At 72.9% G+C, this 18,181-nt stretch carries 19 protein-coding genes; 9 read left to right on the plus strand and 10 right to left on the minus strand.

What is annotated here, in order from left to right:
* Window positions 1-102 precede the first annotated feature (102 nt).
* Window positions 103-900 carry an SDR family oxidoreductase gene (locus AB0N29_RS19950; protein WP_364869758.1) on the minus strand — a complete coding sequence of 266 codons (798 nt, stop codon included), beginning with the start codon at window positions 898-900 and terminating at the stop codon, window positions 103-105.
* Window positions 901-1,156: 256 nt separating this feature from the next.
* On the opposite strand from AB0N29_RS19950, the gene AB0N29_RS19955 reads away from it, so the two are divergent.
* Window positions 1,157-1,384 (plus strand): hypothetical protein, encoded by a 228-nt coding sequence (locus AB0N29_RS19955; protein ID WP_364869761.1) that lies wholly within the window; start codon window positions 1,157-1,159, stop codon window positions 1,382-1,384.
* Window positions 1,385-1,936: 552 nt separating this feature from the next.
* On the opposite strand, the gene AB0N29_RS19960 is transcribed toward AB0N29_RS19955, so the two are convergent.
* The 5 genes from AB0N29_RS19960 to AB0N29_RS19980 form a co-directional block, all read right to left on the minus strand.
* Window positions 1,937-2,530 (minus strand): hypothetical protein, encoded by a 594-nt coding sequence (locus AB0N29_RS19960; RefSeq protein WP_364869764.1) that lies wholly within the window; start codon window positions 2,528-2,530, stop codon window positions 1,937-1,939.
* Between the two features lie 92 nt (window positions 2,531-2,622).
* On the minus strand, window positions 2,623-3,489 hold the full coding sequence (locus AB0N29_RS19965; protein WP_364869767.1) for an alpha/beta hydrolase: 867 nt from the start codon (window positions 3,487-3,489) through the stop codon (window positions 2,623-2,625).
* 241 nt (window positions 3,490-3,730) lie between these two features.
* Window positions 3,731-4,030, minus strand: coding sequence for a hypothetical protein (locus AB0N29_RS19970; RefSeq protein WP_364869770.1), 300 nt, complete (start codon window positions 4,028-4,030; stop codon window positions 3,731-3,733).
* A gap of 71 nt (window positions 4,031-4,101) precedes the next feature.
* Window positions 4,102-5,364, minus strand: a complete 1,263-nt coding sequence (locus AB0N29_RS19975) for a hypothetical protein (RefSeq protein ID WP_364869773.1) — start codon at window positions 5,362-5,364, stop codon at window positions 4,102-4,104.
* On the minus strand, window positions 5,361-5,894 hold the full coding sequence (locus AB0N29_RS19980) for a SigE family RNA polymerase sigma factor (protein WP_364869776.1): 534 nt from the start codon (window positions 5,892-5,894) through the stop codon (window positions 5,361-5,363). The genes AB0N29_RS19975 and AB0N29_RS19980 overlap by 4 nt, the downstream gene beginning before the upstream one ends.
* A gap of 402 nt (window positions 5,895-6,296) precedes the next feature.
* Here AB0N29_RS19980 and AB0N29_RS19985 point away from each other — a divergent pair, with 402 nt between their 5' ends.
* The 6 genes from AB0N29_RS19985 (at window position 6,297) to AB0N29_RS20010 (ending at window position 10,801) form a co-directional block, all read left to right on the plus strand.
* Window positions 6,297-6,500 (plus strand): cold-shock protein, encoded by a 204-nt coding sequence (locus AB0N29_RS19985; protein WP_056863399.1) that lies wholly within the window; start codon window positions 6,297-6,299, stop codon window positions 6,498-6,500.
* A gap of 231 nt (window positions 6,501-6,731) precedes the next feature.
* Window positions 6,732-6,941, plus strand: a complete 210-nt coding sequence (locus AB0N29_RS19990; protein WP_364869780.1) for a hypothetical protein — start codon at window positions 6,732-6,734, stop codon at window positions 6,939-6,941.
* Between the two features lie 124 nt (window positions 6,942-7,065).
* Complete coding sequence (locus tag AB0N29_RS19995; protein ID WP_302268315.1) at window positions 7,066-7,380, plus strand: metal-sensitive transcriptional regulator; 315 nt, start codon at window positions 7,066-7,068, stop codon at window positions 7,378-7,380.
* 49 nt (window positions 7,381-7,429) lie between these two features.
* The gene (locus tag AB0N29_RS20000; protein WP_302268314.1) at window positions 7,430-7,636 is read left to right on the plus strand and encodes a heavy-metal-associated domain-containing protein; all 207 of its coding nucleotides are present in this window, start codon (window positions 7,430-7,432) and stop codon (window positions 7,634-7,636) included.
* Entirely contained in the window at window positions 7,636-8,613 is a 978-nt protein-coding gene (locus tag AB0N29_RS20005; protein WP_364869785.1) for a hypothetical protein, read from the plus strand. The genes AB0N29_RS20000 and AB0N29_RS20005 overlap by 1 nt, the downstream gene beginning before the upstream one ends.
* On the plus strand, window positions 8,603-10,801 hold the full coding sequence (locus AB0N29_RS20010; protein WP_364869788.1) for a heavy metal translocating P-type ATPase: 2,199 nt from the start codon (window positions 8,603-8,605) through the stop codon (window positions 10,799-10,801). The genes AB0N29_RS20005 and AB0N29_RS20010 overlap by 11 nt, the downstream gene beginning before the upstream one ends.
* 9 nt (window positions 10,802-10,810) lie before the next feature.
* On the opposite strand, the gene AB0N29_RS20015 is transcribed toward AB0N29_RS20010, so the two are convergent.
* A complete protein-coding gene (locus AB0N29_RS20015; RefSeq protein WP_364869791.1) occupies window positions 10,811-11,875 on the minus strand; it encodes a hypothetical protein in 1,065 nt (354 codons plus the stop codon).
* A gap of 18 nt (window positions 11,876-11,893) precedes the next feature.
* Between AB0N29_RS20015 and AB0N29_RS20020 the strand changes: the two genes are divergently transcribed.
* On the plus strand, window positions 11,894-12,760 hold the full coding sequence (locus AB0N29_RS20020; RefSeq protein ID WP_364869794.1) for an NUDIX domain-containing protein: 867 nt from the start codon (window positions 11,894-11,896) through the stop codon (window positions 12,758-12,760).
* Window positions 12,761-13,153: 393 nt separating this feature from the next.
* The gene (locus AB0N29_RS20025; protein ID WP_364869797.1) at window positions 13,154-14,041 is read left to right on the plus strand and encodes a hypothetical protein; all 888 of its coding nucleotides are present in this window, start codon (window positions 13,154-13,156) and stop codon (window positions 14,039-14,041) included.
* A gap of 128 nt (window positions 14,042-14,169) precedes the next feature.
* Here the strand turns inward: AB0N29_RS20025 and AB0N29_RS20030 are convergent, their stop codons facing one another.
* The 3 genes from AB0N29_RS20030 to AB0N29_RS20040 form a co-directional block, all read right to left on the minus strand.
* Complete coding sequence (locus AB0N29_RS20030; protein WP_302268307.1) at window positions 14,170-15,171, minus strand: inorganic phosphate transporter; 1,002 nt, start codon at window positions 15,169-15,171, stop codon at window positions 14,170-14,172.
* A gap of 3 nt (window positions 15,172-15,174) precedes the next feature.
* Window positions 15,175-15,792, minus strand: coding sequence for a DUF47 family protein (locus AB0N29_RS20035; RefSeq protein WP_302268306.1), 618 nt, complete (start codon window positions 15,790-15,792; stop codon window positions 15,175-15,177).
* Window positions 15,793-15,926: 134 nt separating this feature from the next.
* The gene (locus tag AB0N29_RS20040; RefSeq protein ID WP_302271721.1) at window positions 15,927-18,017 is read right to left on the minus strand and encodes an RNA degradosome polyphosphate kinase; all 2,091 of its coding nucleotides are present in this window, start codon (window positions 18,015-18,017) and stop codon (window positions 15,927-15,929) included.
* Between the last annotated feature and the right edge of the window lie 164 nt (window positions 18,018-18,181).

Here is an 18,181-nt window from a genome sequence, read left to right on the forward strand (position 1 = left end):
TCTATTTCTACTCTGCCCCCCCGTCCCGCGGGGGCGCCTCGCCGCGGGGGCGGGTCGGCGGGTCGGGCTGGGGGGCCCGCGCCGCCCCCCCCCCCCCCGCGACTACGGCATCGTGTAGCCGCCGCTCACGCTGAAAAGCTGGCCGGTGACCTGCCGCGCGGCCGTCGGCGACGACAGGAACACCACGCTGTTGGCGACGTCCGCCGCCGATGTGAGCCGCCCGAGCGGCGTGTCCTTGAGCAGGTACTCCGCCTGGTCGTCGTTGAAGACGGCATCCTTCCCGACCGACCAGAGGCTGGACGCCCCGACCGCCTCCGGGCCGTCGGGTACCACCAGGCCCGGGCAGACGATGTTGCTGCGGATGCCGTGTCGTCCGTGCTCGCGTGCCGTGGTGCGGGCGAGCGCGACGACGGCCGCCTTCGTCGCGCCGTACACGCCCTGGCGGATCTGGCCGAAGGCCGACTCGCTGGAGACGAAAACGATCGATCCACCGCCGTCGGCACGCATGGCATCGATCGCTGCCTGGGTCGCGGCGATCGCGGTGTAGAAGTTCACCTCGACTGTCTTTTGCCAGTTCGCCCGGTCGCGGTTCTTCGCGATGAACCCTGGGACGCTCCAGCCGGCGTTGTTGACCAGCACGTCGAGCCCACCCCACGCGTCCACTGCTGCGGCGACAGCGTCATCGGCCACGTCCGGCTGGGTGAGGTCGCCGATCGCAAGCCGCACTTCTGGCGCTCCAAGGTCGATCGCCTCGGCCTGCACACGCTGTGCCTGTGCGCCGTCGACGTCGCTGAGAACGATGCGGCACCCTTCGCGAGCGAACGCGTGCACGATGCCCCGGCCGATGTTGGACGCGCCTCCGGTGACCAGCACACGGGCATCCCTGAGCCCCAGGTCCATGTGTATACCCTCTCGTCAAATTTGAAGTCAGATTAGATGAATCGCCGGCGGAGTGCGAGCGCCAGCTACCATGGCGCGCCGCCAGCGCCGCCAGCGCCGACACTCGATCCGGCCGGCGCACAGCAGCATTGGCTCCGGCTGCCACGTTCGTGCCCCACCTTGGAGCCGGGAACAGCACTCCCCGAAGTCGGGCTCCGGGACAAGCGCTGCAGGACAAAGCTGCCGGCTTCGGGCTAGCCTGGTCCTGGAGGCAGGCATGAGACCACACCACGACGATGGCGAGAGCCCTGATTCGGGTGGGGAGGCTCAGTTCAGCGCGAGCTATGACGAGCGGGACGGCCAGACCCAAGCGCGCACCCGGAAGGGCTGGGACGCCGACATCGAGGCCGCCATCGCTGATCTCGACCTGTCCGCTGAGTTCCGCGCGGCCGGACGGACCTGGGCCGAGGCTGACGAGAAAGGCCAAGTGTTCCGCCGACGCTGACCCGAAGCCGGGTTCTTCATGCCCGGTTAGTGGAAGCTGTGGCCTGTCCCGGCCCGCGGACGGAGCATCCCCAACCCCTCGTTGTCCGTGGTGAGTTGTCGACGGCGGCGGTCGGGACGATGAGCTCGCGCCCGATGCTGATCGCCTCGCCGGCCAGGCCGCTCAGCAGCCGTTCCGAATCGGACGCGGCGGCGTTCTCCGATCGTGTCGGGTGGCTTCCTTAGCGACACCGCTTGCCGGGATGGTTGCGGCCGCGACGTTCCAAAAAGGTCGCGACACGTTCCCGTATGCGGGCACCGCCGCGGCACCAAGAACGCGTTTCGCCTGAATAGAACTACTGTCCGCATGTCCCAGAGGCCCGGGACGGGCGGACCCGTCGGTCCGGCCATCGGAGGGCTGTCACCAGCCCGGCGGGCCCATCATGCCCGAGCCTCGGCGGCAGTGCTCGGACGGGCGGCCGTGGCGGCGCCGGGCCACACCCGTCGGCTTTCGGGACCCGCCACGAAGCCAGCATCCTTCGCGGTCCGTCACCCGCCGCGCAGTCGGCCGGTCCTATCGTCCGATCGTCCAGTGGCTGCGGAACCACCCGGTCGTGTGGGCCTCGCCGTCGAACTCGTAGAGATAGCGGATCCTGGAGGCCCGTCCGGGGCTCTCGCTGGTCCTCCTGACGGTGATGCCGGTCTCCTCCCACGCCGGGTCGGCCGAGCCGCCGTCCTCCTGGCACACGCGGTCGACGGTGTAGTCGTCAGCCGTGAAACCCATGTGCTTGCTGTCGAGACGGCCGAGGTGGGATCCGTAACCGCCGTACTCCGGCGGGCGCGCGCGGACATCGACGATCTCGAGCCCGGTCGATGCCGGGTCGAACTCGGCCCCGGTCAGGGTGGCGACTCCGGGCTTGGTCAGGCACAGGTGCTTCGACACGAACGAGTACAGCTGGCCGGGTTCCACCGAGGTGTCCCGCTCGCGGATGACGGCGGTCTCCCCATCCGGGACGGACAGGACGAGGAGCCCGTCCCGGTCGGGCCGGGCCGGACCCGGCGTGTCCGTCTGGCAGGCGCCCAGGAGAAGCCCGGCGCCACTGAGGATCGCCGCCAGGGCGACCGCGTGGTTCCGTGCGGTACCGGTTCTCCTCGAGCTGGGCTCCACTCGAGGCATCCAAGCCATTCACGAGACGTACGGCGAGTGGCGTCTCACACCACGGAGCCCGGCGGCAGTGCTCAGGCGGGCGCCGGCGCCGGTCACCGCCGCAGGTGGTCGAGCAGCACGTCGGCGAGCTGGTCGCCGGCCTCCTCGGCCATGTGGTGCCCGGAGTCGATGACGGCGGACCGCACCGGGAGTCGGCACCACGACTCCCACACCCGCGCGGGGTCGCCGTACAGCTCCTCCATGTCGTCGTGCCGCGACCACGCGACGAGCGTGGGGCACTCGACGAGCAGCCCGGCGGCGCGCGCCTCCTCGTCGTGCCGACGGTCGGTCCGGAGACCGGCGCGGTAGTCGGCGACCATCGCGTGCACCGTGCCCGGCCGCTGCAGCGCGCGGAGGAGGTCGGCGTGGTTCTCGGGCCCCATCGCCTGGGGGTCGGGTCGGTACCACGCGAGCGGGTCGGCGCTGATCACGCGCTCCGCGTGCGGCGACGCACCCAGGAAGAACCAGTGCCACCACGCCTCGGCGAAGCGGGCGTCCGCGCGCTCGAGGGCCTCGAGGACCGGGACGCTGTCGAGCACCGCGAGCCGCGTGACGCGTTCGGGGTGGTCGAGCGCGGTGCGGTACGCGACGTAGCTGCCCCGGTCGTGGCCGACGACGGCGAAGCGCTCGTGACCGAGAGCGGCGGCCAGGGCGACGGTGTCGGCGGCCATCGAGCGGTCGCAGTACGTCGTGTGGTCGGCGTCGTCCGGTGGTGCCGAGGACTGGCCGTACCCGCGGAGGTCGGGGCAGATGACCGTGCGGCCGGCGGCGGCGAGGCGGGGCGCCACGACGTGCCAGGTCGTGTGCGTGCGGGGGTGGCCGTGGAGGAGCACGACCGCCGGTCCGGAGCCGCCCACCCGCACGCGCAGGTCGATGCCCGGGGCGACACCGACGGTGCGGAGCTCGAAGCCTGCGAACACACCTCCAGCCTGCCAGGCACCAGACCGCGTCCGAGTCGACGAGCTCCGGGGATCCGTCGCCCGGGCGCTGCGCGCTCCTCGTCGCCGCAGGGCTCAGTCGGTGTTGGGCGCAGTCGCCGCAGACCTCGACCCAGGGACACCGGCGGAGGTCGAACGACGCGACCGGTCGCCGAGCACGGCCCCTACGTCCCGTCGACGTCACGGCCGCGATGTCGTGCGTAGCCCGGGCTGGGCCGGCCGGTCAGGAGTACCGGTGGTTCTTCTCCGCGTGGCCGAGCGGGCGGGTGCAGGTCCGGCCGCTGATGGCCCGGTGGCCGCACGCGGACTCCGACGGCGCGGCTCCGCCGGCGGGATCGGCGGCGGGCTTCCGGGCCGCCGGCTTCTTCCTGGCGGGCACGACGGCGCCCGGCACCCCGGTCGGGCGGGCGGTCCTCGGCTCCGCCGGCGCGCGCACGGCACCGTCCGCCGACCCGGCGCGGGCAGCGCGGTCCTGCTCGTAGCGCGCCTCACGGAGGGCGCGCAGGTTGTCCATCTTGCTCATCGGCGATCCACCCCAGGGAGCCTAGGTGGAGCCACCGACGATCCGCCGCAGCCCGCGCGCGGGGCCCCGGCTCAGTCCGCGACCGGCTGCCAGCGCTCGTCGGTCACGAAGGCGAACGCCCGGTCGCGGGGGAGGACCGTGTCGTCGACGGGGTTCCACGTCACCCGCACCTCGTACTCCGGACCTGTGCGGACCACGTCCCAGCCGCCGCCCCACTGCGCGCGCAACCGCCCGACGAGCACCTCGGTGTCGCCGTACGGCACCAGTCGGCACGCCGTGTAGCGGTCCGCCGGGCACCGGTCGGCCGGTGTGTCCGCGGCGACCGGGTGGGCGTCCCACGAGAGGTCGCCGCGGTAGTCCTGGCCCGACATGAGGGTGCCGCGCACCGACGGCAGGGCGGTCCCGGCGCCGACGACCGCCATCGCGAGCTCCTCGCCCGCGCCCACCAGGACCTCGCGGCCGACGTCGGCGAACGACTCGGCGTCGATCGGCGCCGCGGCAGCGCCGACCGCCTGGCCCGGCAGGCTCAGCCGCGGATCGGCCGCCGCAGCCAGCAGGTCGTCGGCGTCGACGTCGAAGGTCGGGACCGGCACCGTGGAGTTGTTGCCGAACAGCGGATCGGCCGTCACGACGACCACCTCGCCGTCGGCCTGCCGCAGGGCGACCGACGTCACGCCGTCCCGCTCGCCGACCCGGGCCTCGTCCGCGCCGGGGACCTCGGCCGCCCGGCAGGTCCAGCCGTCCCGCGACGGCCCGCGGCAGGGGTAGAAGGCGTCGCCCCAGCCGGTGCTGACCGAGACGACGAGCATCCCCAGCCCGTCCTCCCCGGGGACCCGCCACCCGAAGCGCGAGCCCAGCGACGTCAGGCCGGCCCGCCCGCCGGCCGACTGCTCGTTGGCGTTCTCGTCGCTGAAGCGGACCAGGTGCTCCCACCCGGGGTCGACGTGCTCCGCGAGCACCTCCTGCCAGCCGGCGAGGGTGTCGCGGTGGTCGTCGGCCACGTCGAACGGGTTGGTCGAACGGCCCTCGGTGCGGGCGACGCGGCGGCCGGCCTCCGGCGAGGGGGTGACGGTGGTGTCCGCGACGTCGGGCGTCCGGCCGGCCTCGGCGCCGCCGCTCGGCAGCACGGTGGCCCCGAGGCCCACCGCGCCGGCGGTGAGGAGGGCGGCGCCGCCGACGACCAGCCGACGGTGGCGCAGGCGCCGGCGTCCGCGGCGCAGGTCGTCGCCGGCGGGGACGCCCGGCAGCGGCGCGGCGTCCGCGAGCTCGTGCAGACGGCCGTCCAGGCCCGGCAGGCCCGGGTCGGCAGGGCCGTCACGGTGGTCGGTGCTCATCGGCACCCGCTTCCGCTCTCGTGCCCGGACGGCCTCAGGGCGGCGCGCAGCCGCGCCAGGGCGTCCGAGGTCTGGCTCTTGACCGTGCCGGGGCTGATCCCCAGGTCGGCCGCGGTCTCCTCGACCGAGAGGCCCCAGTAGTGCCGGAGCACCACCACGCGCCGCTGGCCGGGGGCGAGGCGCCGCAGCGCGGCCCACAGCTCGTCGCTGTCCGCGCCGACCGGGCCGTCCTGGCCGTCCTGGCCGGCCGGCTCGGGGCGGTCCAGCAGCCCGTCCTCGGTCGGTCGCTCGCGGTGCCAGGGGCGCCGCACGTCGTCGAGGTGGCTGTTGACCACCACCCGCCGGGCGTAGGCGTCCAGGGAGCCGCTCCGCGCGGCGCGCGGCCACGCGACGTACAGCTTGGCGAGCGCCGTCTGCACGACGTCCTCGGCCCGGTGGGGGTCGCCGCACAGCAGGTACGCCGTGCGGTACAGCTGCGCCCGACGCGCCACGACGTACGCCGTGAACGCCTCGTCCCGCGATGTGCGCATGGTCCCCGTCCGTGTCCGATGGGTGGTCGATCCGGGCCTCCCGGGCCTCTGCACACCAGACGCGGCCGGGCCCGGATCGGTTGGGTCGCAGGTGCCCTCCAGCCCCGCCGGACGGCCCCGCGGAGGGCCGCTCCGGCGGTGCCTGTCACGCGCGCGTCGCAGAACCTTCATGCCCCGGTTGCACAGATCTCGGTCCGAGGGGTTTGCAAGCGGCCTGAGGTTGGTACTGTCGTGCCTGCAACAGGTGCAAGTTCCAGCTGGTCTGACGCCCGCGGAGTTTGTGATCCAACGGCGTTTTCGGTTTGTGGTGTAACCAATCACGGGTCGGAGCGACGTGTCACCGCATCTGGTGCGGGCCGCCGAGGTGGCGGCTCTCGCCCCGACGAAAGAGGATTGAGCACAATGGCTCAGGGCACCGTGAAGTGGTTCAACGCTGAGAAGGGCTTCGGCTTCATCGCGCAGGAGGACGGCGGCGACGACGTCTTCGTGCACTACTCGGCGATCCAGACCCAGGGCTACAAGTCCCTGGACGAGAACCAGAAGGTCGAGTTCGACGTGACCCAGGGCCCCAAGGGTCCCCAGGCCGAGAACGTCCGCCCCGTCTGATCCTTCGAGCCTGACTCGAAGCTGACGAGAGCGCCGGGCAGCACCTGCCCAGGTCTCATCGCGAGGCCCCACCCGTTCCGGGTGGGGCCTCGTGCCGTTCCCGGGCGACCTCGCGGCCCGGGTCCCACGGCCCCCAGGCCGGATGCACGAGGGGGGTGGCGGGAACCACCCGTCCGGGCCACGGTCAGGCTGGAGGTTTGACCGTAGACTGGGAGGGGAAGGTTGGAGCGGATGAACGAGGAACCGCGGACCGCGAGCGAGCTGAGGGAGTCCGGCGTGCACGACCAGTTCGACGTGACGCTCGAGGACGCCGACCTGCTCGGCGAGGTCGAGCTGACGACCAACCTCATCATCGCGGCCAGCGAGTCCGAGGAGCACCTCAGCAACGAGGAGATCGACCGGATCCTCGGCGTCACCCCCCGACCGCGACACGAGGGCTGAGCCCCGCCCAGCGACGTACGCGCACCCGAGCCCGCCCGACAGCGATGTCCGGCGGGCTCTCGTCATTTCTGCAGCAGTGTCGTCCGACTTGATACCACTACCCCCTAGGGGTACCGTTGGAGGTGTGGACGACCAGACCGCCGCTCCGGCGCAGCACCAGCACGGCTACATCTCCCAGAAGGACGACTACCTCAAGCGGCTGCGCCGCATCGAGGGGCAGGCGCGCGGGCTGCAGCGGATGGTGGAGGAGGAGCAGTACTGCATCGACATCCTCACCCAGGTCGCCGCCATGACGAAGGCCCTCCAGGCCGTCTCGCTCGGGCTGCTCGACGAGCACCTGCACCACTGCGTCGTCGACGCCGCGCGTGCCGGGGACGCCGAGGGCCGGGAGAAGGTCGACGAGGCGATGGCCGCCATCGCCCGCCTGGTGAAGTCCTGACCGGACCCACCGCACACGCGCACACCCCGCCGAGAAGGAGACAGACCCGATGAGCACGAGCACCACCTGGACCGTGACCGGCATGACCTGCGCCCACTGCGAGGCCTCGGTCCGCGAGGAGGTCGGCGAGATCCCCGGCGTGGAGTCGGTCACCGCCGACCACACCACCGGCGAGGTCGTCGTCACCAGCGCCGAGCCCGTCGAGCGGTCCGTGGTCGCCGCTGCGGTCGCCGAGGCCGGGTACGAGCTCGGCTGATGCGTACGTCGACGCGCGTCCTCGGCTTCGTCCTGGCCCTCGTCCTGGTGCTCGGCGCCGGGTGGGCGGCCGGCCGCTGGCTCGGCTCGGACGAGGAGTCGGTGACCGCCGCCTCCGACCACGGGCACGAGGCGGGTGCCGGTGAGGCGGCAGCCGGTGGGCACGGAGCGCACGGCGCGACCGCGTCGGCCGCCGCGCTCGGCGGGCTGCAGGTCAGCGAGCACGGCCACAGCCTCACCCTGGCGCGGAGCACGCTGCCCACGGGGCGCCAGGAGGTGGCGTTCACGATCGAGGGCGAGGACGGGCCGGTGACGGCGTACGACGTCGAGCACGAGAAGGAGCTGCACCTCGTCGTCATGCGGCGCGACCTGACCGGCTTCCAGCACGTCCACCCCACCCGGGACGCCGACGGCACCTGGCGGGTCGACGTCGACCTCGAGCCCGGCCCGTGGCGGGTGCTGGCCGACTTCAAGCCGACCGGCGGCGAGGCGCACGTCCTGGGCGCCGACCTCTTCGTGCCTGGCGACTTCGAGCCCGAGCCGCTGGGGGAGCAGGAGCTGGCGGCGAGCGTCGACGGGTACGACGTGAACCTCGGCGGGAGCCTCACCGCGGGCGCGGCGACCACCCTGACCGCGACCGTGAGCCGCGACGGCGAGGTCGTCGACGACCTGCAGCCCTACCTCGGCGCGACCGGTCACCTGGTGGCCCTGCGCGCCGGCGACGTCGGCTACCTGCACGTGCACCCCGAGGACGGCTCCTTCCACACCGAGTTCCCCTCGGTCGGCACCTACCGCCTGTTCCTGGACTTCAAGCACGAGGGCGTCGTGCGCACCGCGGCGTTCACCGTGCAGGTCGACGGCGCCGGTCACGACCACGGCACCCACAGCCACGAGAACCCTGACGAGAACCCTGACGAGAACCCTGACGAGACCTCCGGCGGGACCGGGAGCGAGGACGGCCACAGCCATGACCACTGACGTCGAGCTGGCGATCACCGGGATGACCTGCGCCTCGTGCGCGAACCGGATCGAGCGCAAGCTCAACAAGCTCGACGGTGTCGAGGCGAGCGTGAACTACGCGACCGAGAAGGCCCGCGTGCGGTTCGCCGAGACCGTCACCCCGGAGGACCTGCTGCGCACGGTGGAGGCGGCCGGGTACTCAGCCGCGCTGCCGCGGCGCGACGGCGACCCGGAGCGCCCGGAGGACGACCGCGACCCCGAGCTGGACGCGCTGCGCGACCGGCTGGTGGTCAGCGCGCTGCTGACCGTGCCGGTCATCACGATGGCGATGGTGCCGGCCCTCCAGGTCGACTACTGGCAGTGGCTCTCGCTCACCCTCGCCGCGCCGGTCGCGGTCTGGGGGGCCTGGCCCTTCCACCGCGCGGCGGTGACCAACCTGCGGCACGGCGCGACGACGATGGACACCCTCGTCTCGCTCGGGGTCCTGGCGGCGTTCGGGTGGTCGCTGGTGGCGCTGCTCGCGGGCACGGCGGGCGAGCCGGGGATGACGCACGCGTTCGAGCTCAGCGTGGACCGGTCCGACGGGCTCTCGAACATCTACCTCGAGACCGCCGCCGGCGTCACCACGTTCCTGCTCGCGGGCCGGTGGTTCGAGAAGCGCTCCAAGCGGCGGGCCGGCGACGCGCTGCGGGCGCTGCTCGACCTCGGCGCCAAGGACGTCGTCGTGCTGCGCGACGGCGTCGAGACGCCGATGCCGGCCGACCGGCTGGCGGTCGGCGACGTGTTCGTCGTGCGGCCGGGGGAGAAGGTCGCCACCGACGGCGTGGTCGAGACCGGGACGTCCGCGGTCGACGCCTCGATGCTCACCGGCGAGCCGGTGCCGGTGGAGGTCGGGCCCGGCGACGCCGTCACCGGGGCGACCGTCAACGCCGGCGGCCGGCTCGTGGTCCGCGCGACCCGCGTCGGCTCCGACACCCGCCTGGCCCAGATGGCGCGGCTGGTCGAGGACGCCCAGAGCGGGAAGGCGCGCGCCCAGCGGCTCGCCGACCGCGTCTCGGGGGTCTTCGTCCCGGTCGTCGTCGCGCTCGCCGTCGGCACGCTCGGCTTCTGGCTCGGCACGGGCGTCGACACCTCCGCGGCGTTCGCCGCCGCCGTCTCGGTGCTGATCATCGCCTGCCCCTGCGCGCTGGGCCTGGCGACGCCGACCGCGCTGCTGGTCGGCACCGGCCGCGGCGCCCAGCTGGGCATCCTGGTGCGCGGTCCCGAGGCGCTCGAGCAGACCCGGCGCGTCGACACCGTCGTGCTGGACAAGACCGGCACGGTCACCACCGGCCGGATGGCCCTCGTCGACGTCGTCGCCGACGAGGACGTCGCGCCCGGCGACGTACGACGCGTGGCGGGGGTGCTCGAGTCGGCCTCGGAGCACCCGGTGGCGCGGGCGCTGGCCGAGGGCCACTCCGGCACGGTCGAGGACTTCACCAACGTCCCGGGCCGCGGGGTCCGCGGCGCGGTCGAGGGCCTCGACGTGGTGCTCGGCCGGCCGGCGCTGCTGGCCGAGAGCGGGATGCCGCTGTCCCCGCGCCTGACCGAGGCGGTCGACCGGGCGGAGGCGTCCGGGCGCACCGCGGTCGTCGTCGGCTGGGACGGCCGGGCCCGCGGCGTGCTGGTCGTCGCCGACACGGTCAAGGACACCTCGGCCGAGGCGGTCGAGCGGTTCCGGGCGCTCGGCCTGTCGCCGGTGCTGCTCACCGGCGACAACGAACGGGCCGCCCGCGCGGTCGCCCGGGAGGTCGGCATCGACGACGTCGTCGCCGGTGTCCTGCCCGAGGACAAGGTCGAGCACGTCCGCCGCCTGCAGCAGCAGGGGCGCGTCGTCGCCATGGTCGGCGACGGCGTCAACGACGCGGCAGCCCTCGCGCAGGCCGACCTCGGCATCGCGATGGGTGCCGGCACCGACGTCGCGATCGAGGCCAGCGACCTCACGCTCGTGCGGGGGGACCTCCGGGTCGCCGCGGACGCCGTACGGCTCTCCCGGCGCACGCTCGGGACGATCCGCTCGAACCTGGTCTGGGCGTTCGGCTACAACGTCGCGGCGCTCCCGCTGGCCGCCGCGGGGCTGCTCAACCCGATGCTGGCCGGTGCGGCGATGGCGCTGTCGTCGGTGTTCGTCGTGGCCAACAGCCTGCGGCTGCGGACCTTCCGGTAGCGGCGGTCCTCAGCAGGTGGCGAAGAGGACGGGGCCGGTCGAGAGGTCGGAGAGCACGTAGCTGCCCTCGACCGGCGCCAGGTCCATCGTCACGACCTCGTCCTCGGCGACGACCCGGCCGAGCTCGAAGCGGTCGGCGAAGTCGCCGCCCTGGCCCGGGGCGGGCCCGGCGGCCAGCGTCGCCCGGCTGTCGGCGTCCTCCCGCGCCTGGTCGGCGGACTCCAGCGCCATCGCGACGCGTACGTCGCCGCCGGGCTGCACCGCCATGACGAACCCGGTCAGCGGGTGCACCCCGCCGGCCTCGTCGACCAGCCGCTCGCCCTCGGCCGCGTCCGTGGGGTCGGCCTGGGACATCGCCAGTGCGCTGCAGACGTTGTCGGCGGTGTAGACCGCGGCGGCAACCGGCTCGCCCGCCTGCGCGACCGCGTCGTCGAGGTCCTCGTCGTCGAGACCCTCCAGGACGGCCCCGTCGCCCCCGAGGAGCCCACGGAGGTACTCGACGTTGTCGCTGGCGACCACCAGGCCGGCGTCGGCGTCCAGCGCGACGTGGGCCAGCTCCGGCGTCACGTCGCCGATCCCCGCCAGCAGGGTGTCGCCGCCGGTCCAGACGCCGTCGTCGTCCTCGGGCTCGGTGTACCCGATCTCGCGGAGCCGGTCGGCGACGTCGTCGGTCCCGGCGTCCTCGCCGAGCCGCATGACGACCGCGGCCCCGGACGCCCCCTGGCTGAACAGCTCCCACTCCAGGCTGGCCGGGGAGAAGCCGTACCGGCTCTGCAGCTGCTCGCTGCTCTCCACCAGCGCCGACGTCGCCGCGAGGTCGGCGTCGAAGGCCTCGTCGAGCATCGCCCGCACGTCGCCGGCGGGGGAGTCCGCGTCGACGTCGCTCCCGAGCTCGGCGCGCACGGCGGCCCAGTCGGTGAAGGAGAACCGCTCGCCGTCGCTCGGCGCCACGGCCATCGCCTGCTGGAGGTCGGTGCGGTCGCGGGCGGACCACCAGCGCCAGCCGGCCACCGCGACGACGGTCACCACGGCGAGGGCCAGCACGGCACCCAGGACCTTCCACCGCGCCGGCACGGTGTGAGACTAACCGCCATGGACGTGCAGTCCGCGGGAGCGGTCGTGCTGGGGCGAGGGCCGGACGGCACGCGCTCGGTGCTGCTGGTGCACCGGCCGAAGTACGACGACTGGTCCTTCCCGAAGGGCAAGCTCGACCCGGGCGAGCACCGGGCGGTGGCCGCGGTGCGCGAGGTGGCCGAGGAGACCGGGCTCGCGGTGCGGCTCGGCCCGGCGCTCAGTGCGCAGCGGTACCCGGTCGCGGGCGGGCGGATGAAGACCGTGCACTACTGGACCGGCCGGGTCCTCCCCGACGCGCCCACCGACGTCTCGGGCTACGCCTACGGCGACGAGATCGACCAGGTGGCGTGGGTGCCGCTGGCCGACGCGCCCGCCCGCCTCTCCTACCCCCACGACGGCGCCACCCTCACCGAGGCGCTCGCCGCGCCCCGCGGCACGACCCCGCTGCTCGTCCTGCGCCACGGCCAGGCCCACCCGCGCAAGCAGTGGCGCGAGGACGACCGGCTCCGCCCGCTCGCGCCCGCCGGCCGGGACGAGGCGCTCGCGCTGGTGCCGCTCCTCGCGGCGTACGGCGTCCGGCACCTGGTCAGCTCCTCCAGCACCCGCTGCCTCGAGACCGTCCTGCCGTACGCCGGCGCCGCGGGCCTCGCCCCGCACGAGGAGCCGCTGCTCAGCGAGGAGGACGCCACCCCCGCCGCCGTGCGCCGCGTCGTCGCCGACCTCCTCGACCGCCGCGACCCCACCCTCCTGTGCAGCCACCGGCCCGTCCTGCCGCACGTCGCCGCCGCCCTCGGCCTGCCCGACCCCCGCCTCGCCCCCGCCGGCCTCCTCGTCGCCCACCACCGGCGGGGTGCCGTCGTCGCCTCCGAGTCGCTGACCCCCTGACCGCTCGCCTGCGGCTGGTCGCTGTGCTGCGGTAGTCCGGCACGTGTGGGCCCTTGGGCGGCTGTCTTGCGATAGTCCGGCACACGGCGGCCCTTTCGTGCGGGGATGAGGGCCCCTCCGTGTCGGACTACCTCGGCCATGGCCTCCGCCCGCAAACCTCCACAGGGACCACGTCGGGCGAGCTGTCCCCAGACGGCTCGCTTGGCCCGCCCACTGGTGGGATCGCGAGGCGAGCGTGGCCGGGTGCCTCGATCAAGCCCCCGACCCCTGCGCCTCCATGCGGGCCACCCTGCCGCTGTCACGCCGGTGCGGGTGGATGCCGACGGCCGGTCGGGTCCCACTCCCAAGCAAGCGCGGGGTCCTGCCTGGCGACGGACTGCCAGCGGGCTCTACGTGCCGTCCGTCGTCGATCCCGACCTGCCGGTCCAGCGCATCGTCGAGGCCGCTGCTGTCCTGCCCGCCTATGGCGGGGTGACCGGCTGGGCAGCGTTGCACTGGCTCGGCGCACGGTGGTTCGAGGGCGTCGAGGACGACGGGCGGACACTGCGCCCGGTCGCGCTGGCCATCGGTCCGGGCAACCTGCGCCAGGACCGGCTCCGCGCACCGACGAAGGAGCGACTTGCTCCGGACGAGCTCCTCACCGATGACGGGCTGCCGATGACGACGGTGCTCCGCTCGGTGTGCTTCGAAGTGCGGCACGCGCGCGACGTGCGTGCGGCGGTCGTGGTGCTGGACATGGCATGCCGTGCAGACCTCGTCACTGTGGCGGAGGTGAGGACCTACGCAGCCGAGCGGCTGGCCTCGTGGACGGGGGTGCCGCAGACGCGGGCCGCCCTCGACTTGGCCGACGAGAACGTGTGGTCACCTCAGGAGAGCCTCATGCGTCTCCAGTGGGTGCTCGACGCCGGTCGGGCCGCGCCGCTGACGAACCGACCGGTGTTCGGCCTGGACGGTCGACACCTGGCCACGCCCGACCTGATCGACCCCGAGGCGGGAGTGGTCGGCGAGTACGACGGCTCCGGTCACCTCGGCGGCCCGCAACGTCACCGTGACCTGATCAGGGAGGAGCGCTTGCGAGCGGCTGGGCTCGAGCTGGTGGTGCAGGTGGCTGCGGACCGACGCGACCCGATGGGCTACCTCTGGCGGCTCCGCTCGGCGTACGAGCGCGCCGCACGGCGACCCGCCGCGGATCGTCGCTTCACCCTTGAGCTGCCGCCCGGCTGGGTGCCGACCCACGCGGTGGAGCAGCGTCGGGCGCTGCGCCGTGCATCCGCTGCCTGAGCCGCCCTCGACGGGTGGCTGGCCGGCGTCGGGGTAGTCCGTCACGAGCGCGCCCCTCAGGTCGACTGGAAGGGCGCGCTCGTGCCGGACTACCCCCTCCCGAAGTCAAGCAAGCAGAGGAACGAGACCTACGGCAGCTGGAAGACGTACCGGCAGATGAGGTAGACCGCGGCCGCCATGGCGCCGGCGGCGGGGAAGGTCGACACCCAGGCGACGACGATCGAGCGGGCGACACCCCACCGCACGGCGGAGAACCGCTTGGTGGCACCGACGCCCATGACGGCGGAGGTGATCGTGTGGGTGGTGGAGATGGGGGCCTCGAAGGCGTAGGCGGTGGTGTAGAGCACCGACGCGGCGACCGACTCGGCGGCGAAGCCGCGGGCGGGGTCGAGGTGGATGATCCGGCGGCCCAGGGTGCGCATGATGCGCCAGCCACCGGCCCAGGTGCCGGCCGAGATGGCGGCGGCGGCCGCGAAGATGACCCAGAGCGGCAGGTCGTCGTCGGCGCCGACGTACCCACCGGCGAGGAGGGCGAGGAAGATGACGCCCATCGTCTTCTGGGCGTCCTGCAGGCCGTGGCCGAGCGCCATGGCGGCGGCCGAGGCGGTCTGCGCCAGCTTGAAGCCGCGGTGGGCCTTGTGCGGGTTGACCCGGCGGAAGATCCACATGATCGCGAGCATCATCAGGAAGCCGAGGCCGAAGGCGAAGACCGGCGAGATCAGCATCGGCAGGACGACCTTGTCGATGACCGTGGACCAGGAGACCGAGACGCTGGCGGCGAGCGCGGCGCCGACCAGGCCGCCGATGAGGGCGTGCGAGGAGGACGACGGCAGGCCGTAGTACCAGGTGATGAGGTTCCAGGTGATGGCGCCGATCAGGCCCGCCATCACGATGACGAGCCCGTGCGAGCCGTCAGGTGGCGTGATCACCTCGGAGACGGTCTTGGCGACCTTCTGGCCGAGGAAGGCGCCGATGAAGTTCATGACCGCCGCGAGTCCCAGGGCCACCCGCGGCGTGAGCGCGCGGGTCGAGACCGAGGTCGCGATGGCGTTGGCGGCGTCGTGGAACCCGTTCGTGTAGTCGAACACGAGGGCGACCACGACCACCGCGATGATGATCGCGAGCTCCACCGGTCAGGACTCCTTGACGGCGATCTGCTCCACCGTGTTCGCGACCTTCTCGAACGCGTCGATGGCGTCCTCGAGAGCCTCGACGATGTCCTTGAGCTTGAGGACCTCGATGGTCTTGTAGTCGCCGCTGAAGAGGTTGGCGAGGATCCGGCGGTGGTTCTTGTCGCCGGCGTTCTCGAGACGGTTGATCTCGATCCAGTACTCCTCGAGCGACTGCATCGAGCGCAGGTTCGGCATCGCGGCGGAGGTGAGGTCGGCACAGCGCTGCAGCAGCTCGACCTGGCCCGAGACCTCGGCCGGCATGTGCCGCACCTCGTAGAGCAGGATCATGTCGACGACCTCGTCCATCATGTCCATGACGTCGTCGAGGCCGGAGGCGAGCGAGTAGATGTCCTCGCGGTCGAACGGCGTGATGAACGTCGAGTTCACCTTCCGGATGATCGCGTGGGTGGTCTCGTCGGCGCCGTGCTCGGCGTCTCGCATGCGCTGGGCCACGGCTTCGTGGTCGGCGCCGTCGGCGAGCATCTCGGCGAGGATCCTGGCGCCGGTGACGAGGTGGTTCGCCTGCTCGGTGAACTGGTCGTAGAACGTGGCCTCGACCGGGCGGAAACGCAGTCCCACGGAGTGACTCCTGAACGACGGGTGAACGACGCCTGACAGACTAGGGGCACGGTCGCGAGATCACGCAAGCGAGGACCGCGTCGCTCCGGTCACTCCGGTCAAGACGGGGTGGAAGCGGTACCACGCGGTGCTGCTCAGCCCGTCGTACGCCGCCTCCGCTGCCGCTCGATCAGCGTCTCCTGCAGGTGCACGGGGCCGCGCGAGCGGTCCCACCCGCCGTCGGGCCCGAGGGTCCAGGCGTCGGTGTCGTCGTCGAAGGCGAGGGTCAGCAGGTCGTCCACGGCCTGCCGGCTCGACTCCTGCGGGAGCCGGACCAGCACCTCCACGCGACGGTCGAGGTTGCGGTGCATCATGTCGGCCGAGCCGATCCAGGCCTCGGCGTCGCCGCCGTTGTCGAACCAGAAGATCCGGCTGTGCTCGAGGAAGCGCCCCAGCACCGAGCGGACCTCGATCGTCTCCGACAGCCCCGGGACCCCCGGCCGCAGCGCGCAGATGCCGCGGACCAGCAGCTGGACCGGCACGCCCTCCTGCGAGGCGAGGTAGAGCGCGTCGATGACGGCCTCGTCGACCACGGAGTTGGCCTTGAGCCGGATCCGCGCCGCGCGCCCAGCCCGGTGGTGGGCGATCTCGCGGTGGATGCGCTCGACCAGCCCGGCTCGCAGCGAGTCGGGCGCGACCAGGAGCTCCTCGTAGGAGGCGTTGCGCGACCAACCGGACAGGTTGTTGAACAGGTGGGCGACGTCCTCGCCGATCGTGTCGTCGGTGGTGATCAGCCCGAGGTCCTCGTAGGTGCGCGACGTCTTCGGGTTGTAGTTGCCGGTCCCGATGTGGGTGTAGCGCCGGATCCCGTCGGGCTCCTCGCGCACCACCATCGAGAGCTTGCAGTGGGTCTTCAGCCCGACCAGGCCGTACACGACGTGGCAGCCCGCCTGCTCGAGCTTGCGGGCCCACCGGATGTTGGCCTCCTCGTCGAAGCGGGCCTTGATCTCGACGATGACCAGCACCTGCTTGCCGGCCTCGGCGGCGTCGATGAGGGCGTCGATGATGGGGGAGTCGCCGGAGGTGCGGTAGAGCGTCTGCTTGATCGCCAGCACGTGCGGGTCGGCGGCGGCCTGCTCGAGGAAGCGCTGCACCGAGGTGGCGAACGAGTCGTAGGGGTGGTGCAGCAGCACGTCACCGCGCCGGGCCGCCTTGAACACGTCGACCGGCGCCGCGGACTCCACCTCGGCCAGCCGGGCGTGGGTGGTGGGCACGAAGGCCGGGTACTTCAGCTCCTCGCGCGCGAGGTCGGCGATGCTGTGCAGCCCGCGCAGGTCCAGCGGGCCGGGCAGGCGGAAGACCTCCTCCTCGGCCACCCCGAGCTCGGAGACGAGCAGCTCGAGCACCGCGGGGGTGATCGTGTCCTCGACCTCCAGGCGCACCGGCGGCCCGAACCGGCGCCGCAGCAGCTCCTTCTCCAGCGCGGCGAGGAGGTTCTCGGCGTCGTCCTCCTCGACCTCGAGGTCCTCGTTGCGGGTCACGCGGAAGCTGTGCGCCTCCAGCACGTCCATGCCCGGGAACAGCCGCTTGAGCCGCTCGCGCATGACGTCCTCGAGCGGCACGAACCGCTGGTTCCCCAGCGGCACGAAGCGCGCGAAGATCGGCGGCACCTTCACCCGCGCGAAGTGCTGCTTGCCGGTGCCGGGGTCGCGCAGGACGACGGCGAGGTTGAGCGAGAGCCCCGAGATGTAGGGGAAGGGGTGCGCCGGGTCGACCGCCAGCGGGGTCAGCACCGGGAAGACCCGCTCCTTGAACAGCTTCTTGCAGTGCTTCTGCTCCTGCTCGTCCAGCTCGTTCCAGCGGACGATCTCGATGCCGTGGTCGCGCAGCGCGGGGTTGATCTCGTCACGGAACAGGCACACCTGCCGCTCGCTGAGCTCCCGGCTGGTCAGCCAGATCCGCTCCAGCACCTCGCGCGGCATCAGCCCGGAGGCGGCGCGGACGGCCAGCCCGGCGGCGATCCGGCGCTTGAGGCCGGCCACCCGGACCATGAAGAACTCGTCGAGGTTGCTGGTGAAGATCGCTAGGAACCGGACCCGCTCGAGCAGCGGCAGGTCGGGGTCCTCCGCGAGCTCGAGCACCCGCTGGTTGAACCGCAGCCAGGACAGCTCGCGGTCGAGGAACCGGTCGTCGTACTTCTCCACGGCGGCGAGCGCCTCGTGGTCGGGGGTGTACGGCGGCTCCACGTCGAAGGAGTCGTGCGGCGCCCCGTCACGGGGCAACACGTCCTGCGCCGGTCCGGTCTCCAAGGTCACCTCGCCAGTGTGGCACCGCCGGGTGAACGGCAGGTGTCGCTCACGGCGGCTGTGCGGACGCGCGCCCGGGGTCGTCGTGTGGACGGTTAGTGTCC

The sequence above is a fragment of the Nocardioides sp. NPDC092400 genome (assembly GCF_040684155.1).
Classification (GTDB): Bacteria; Actinomycetota; Actinomycetes; order Propionibacteriales; family Nocardioidaceae; genus Nocardioides.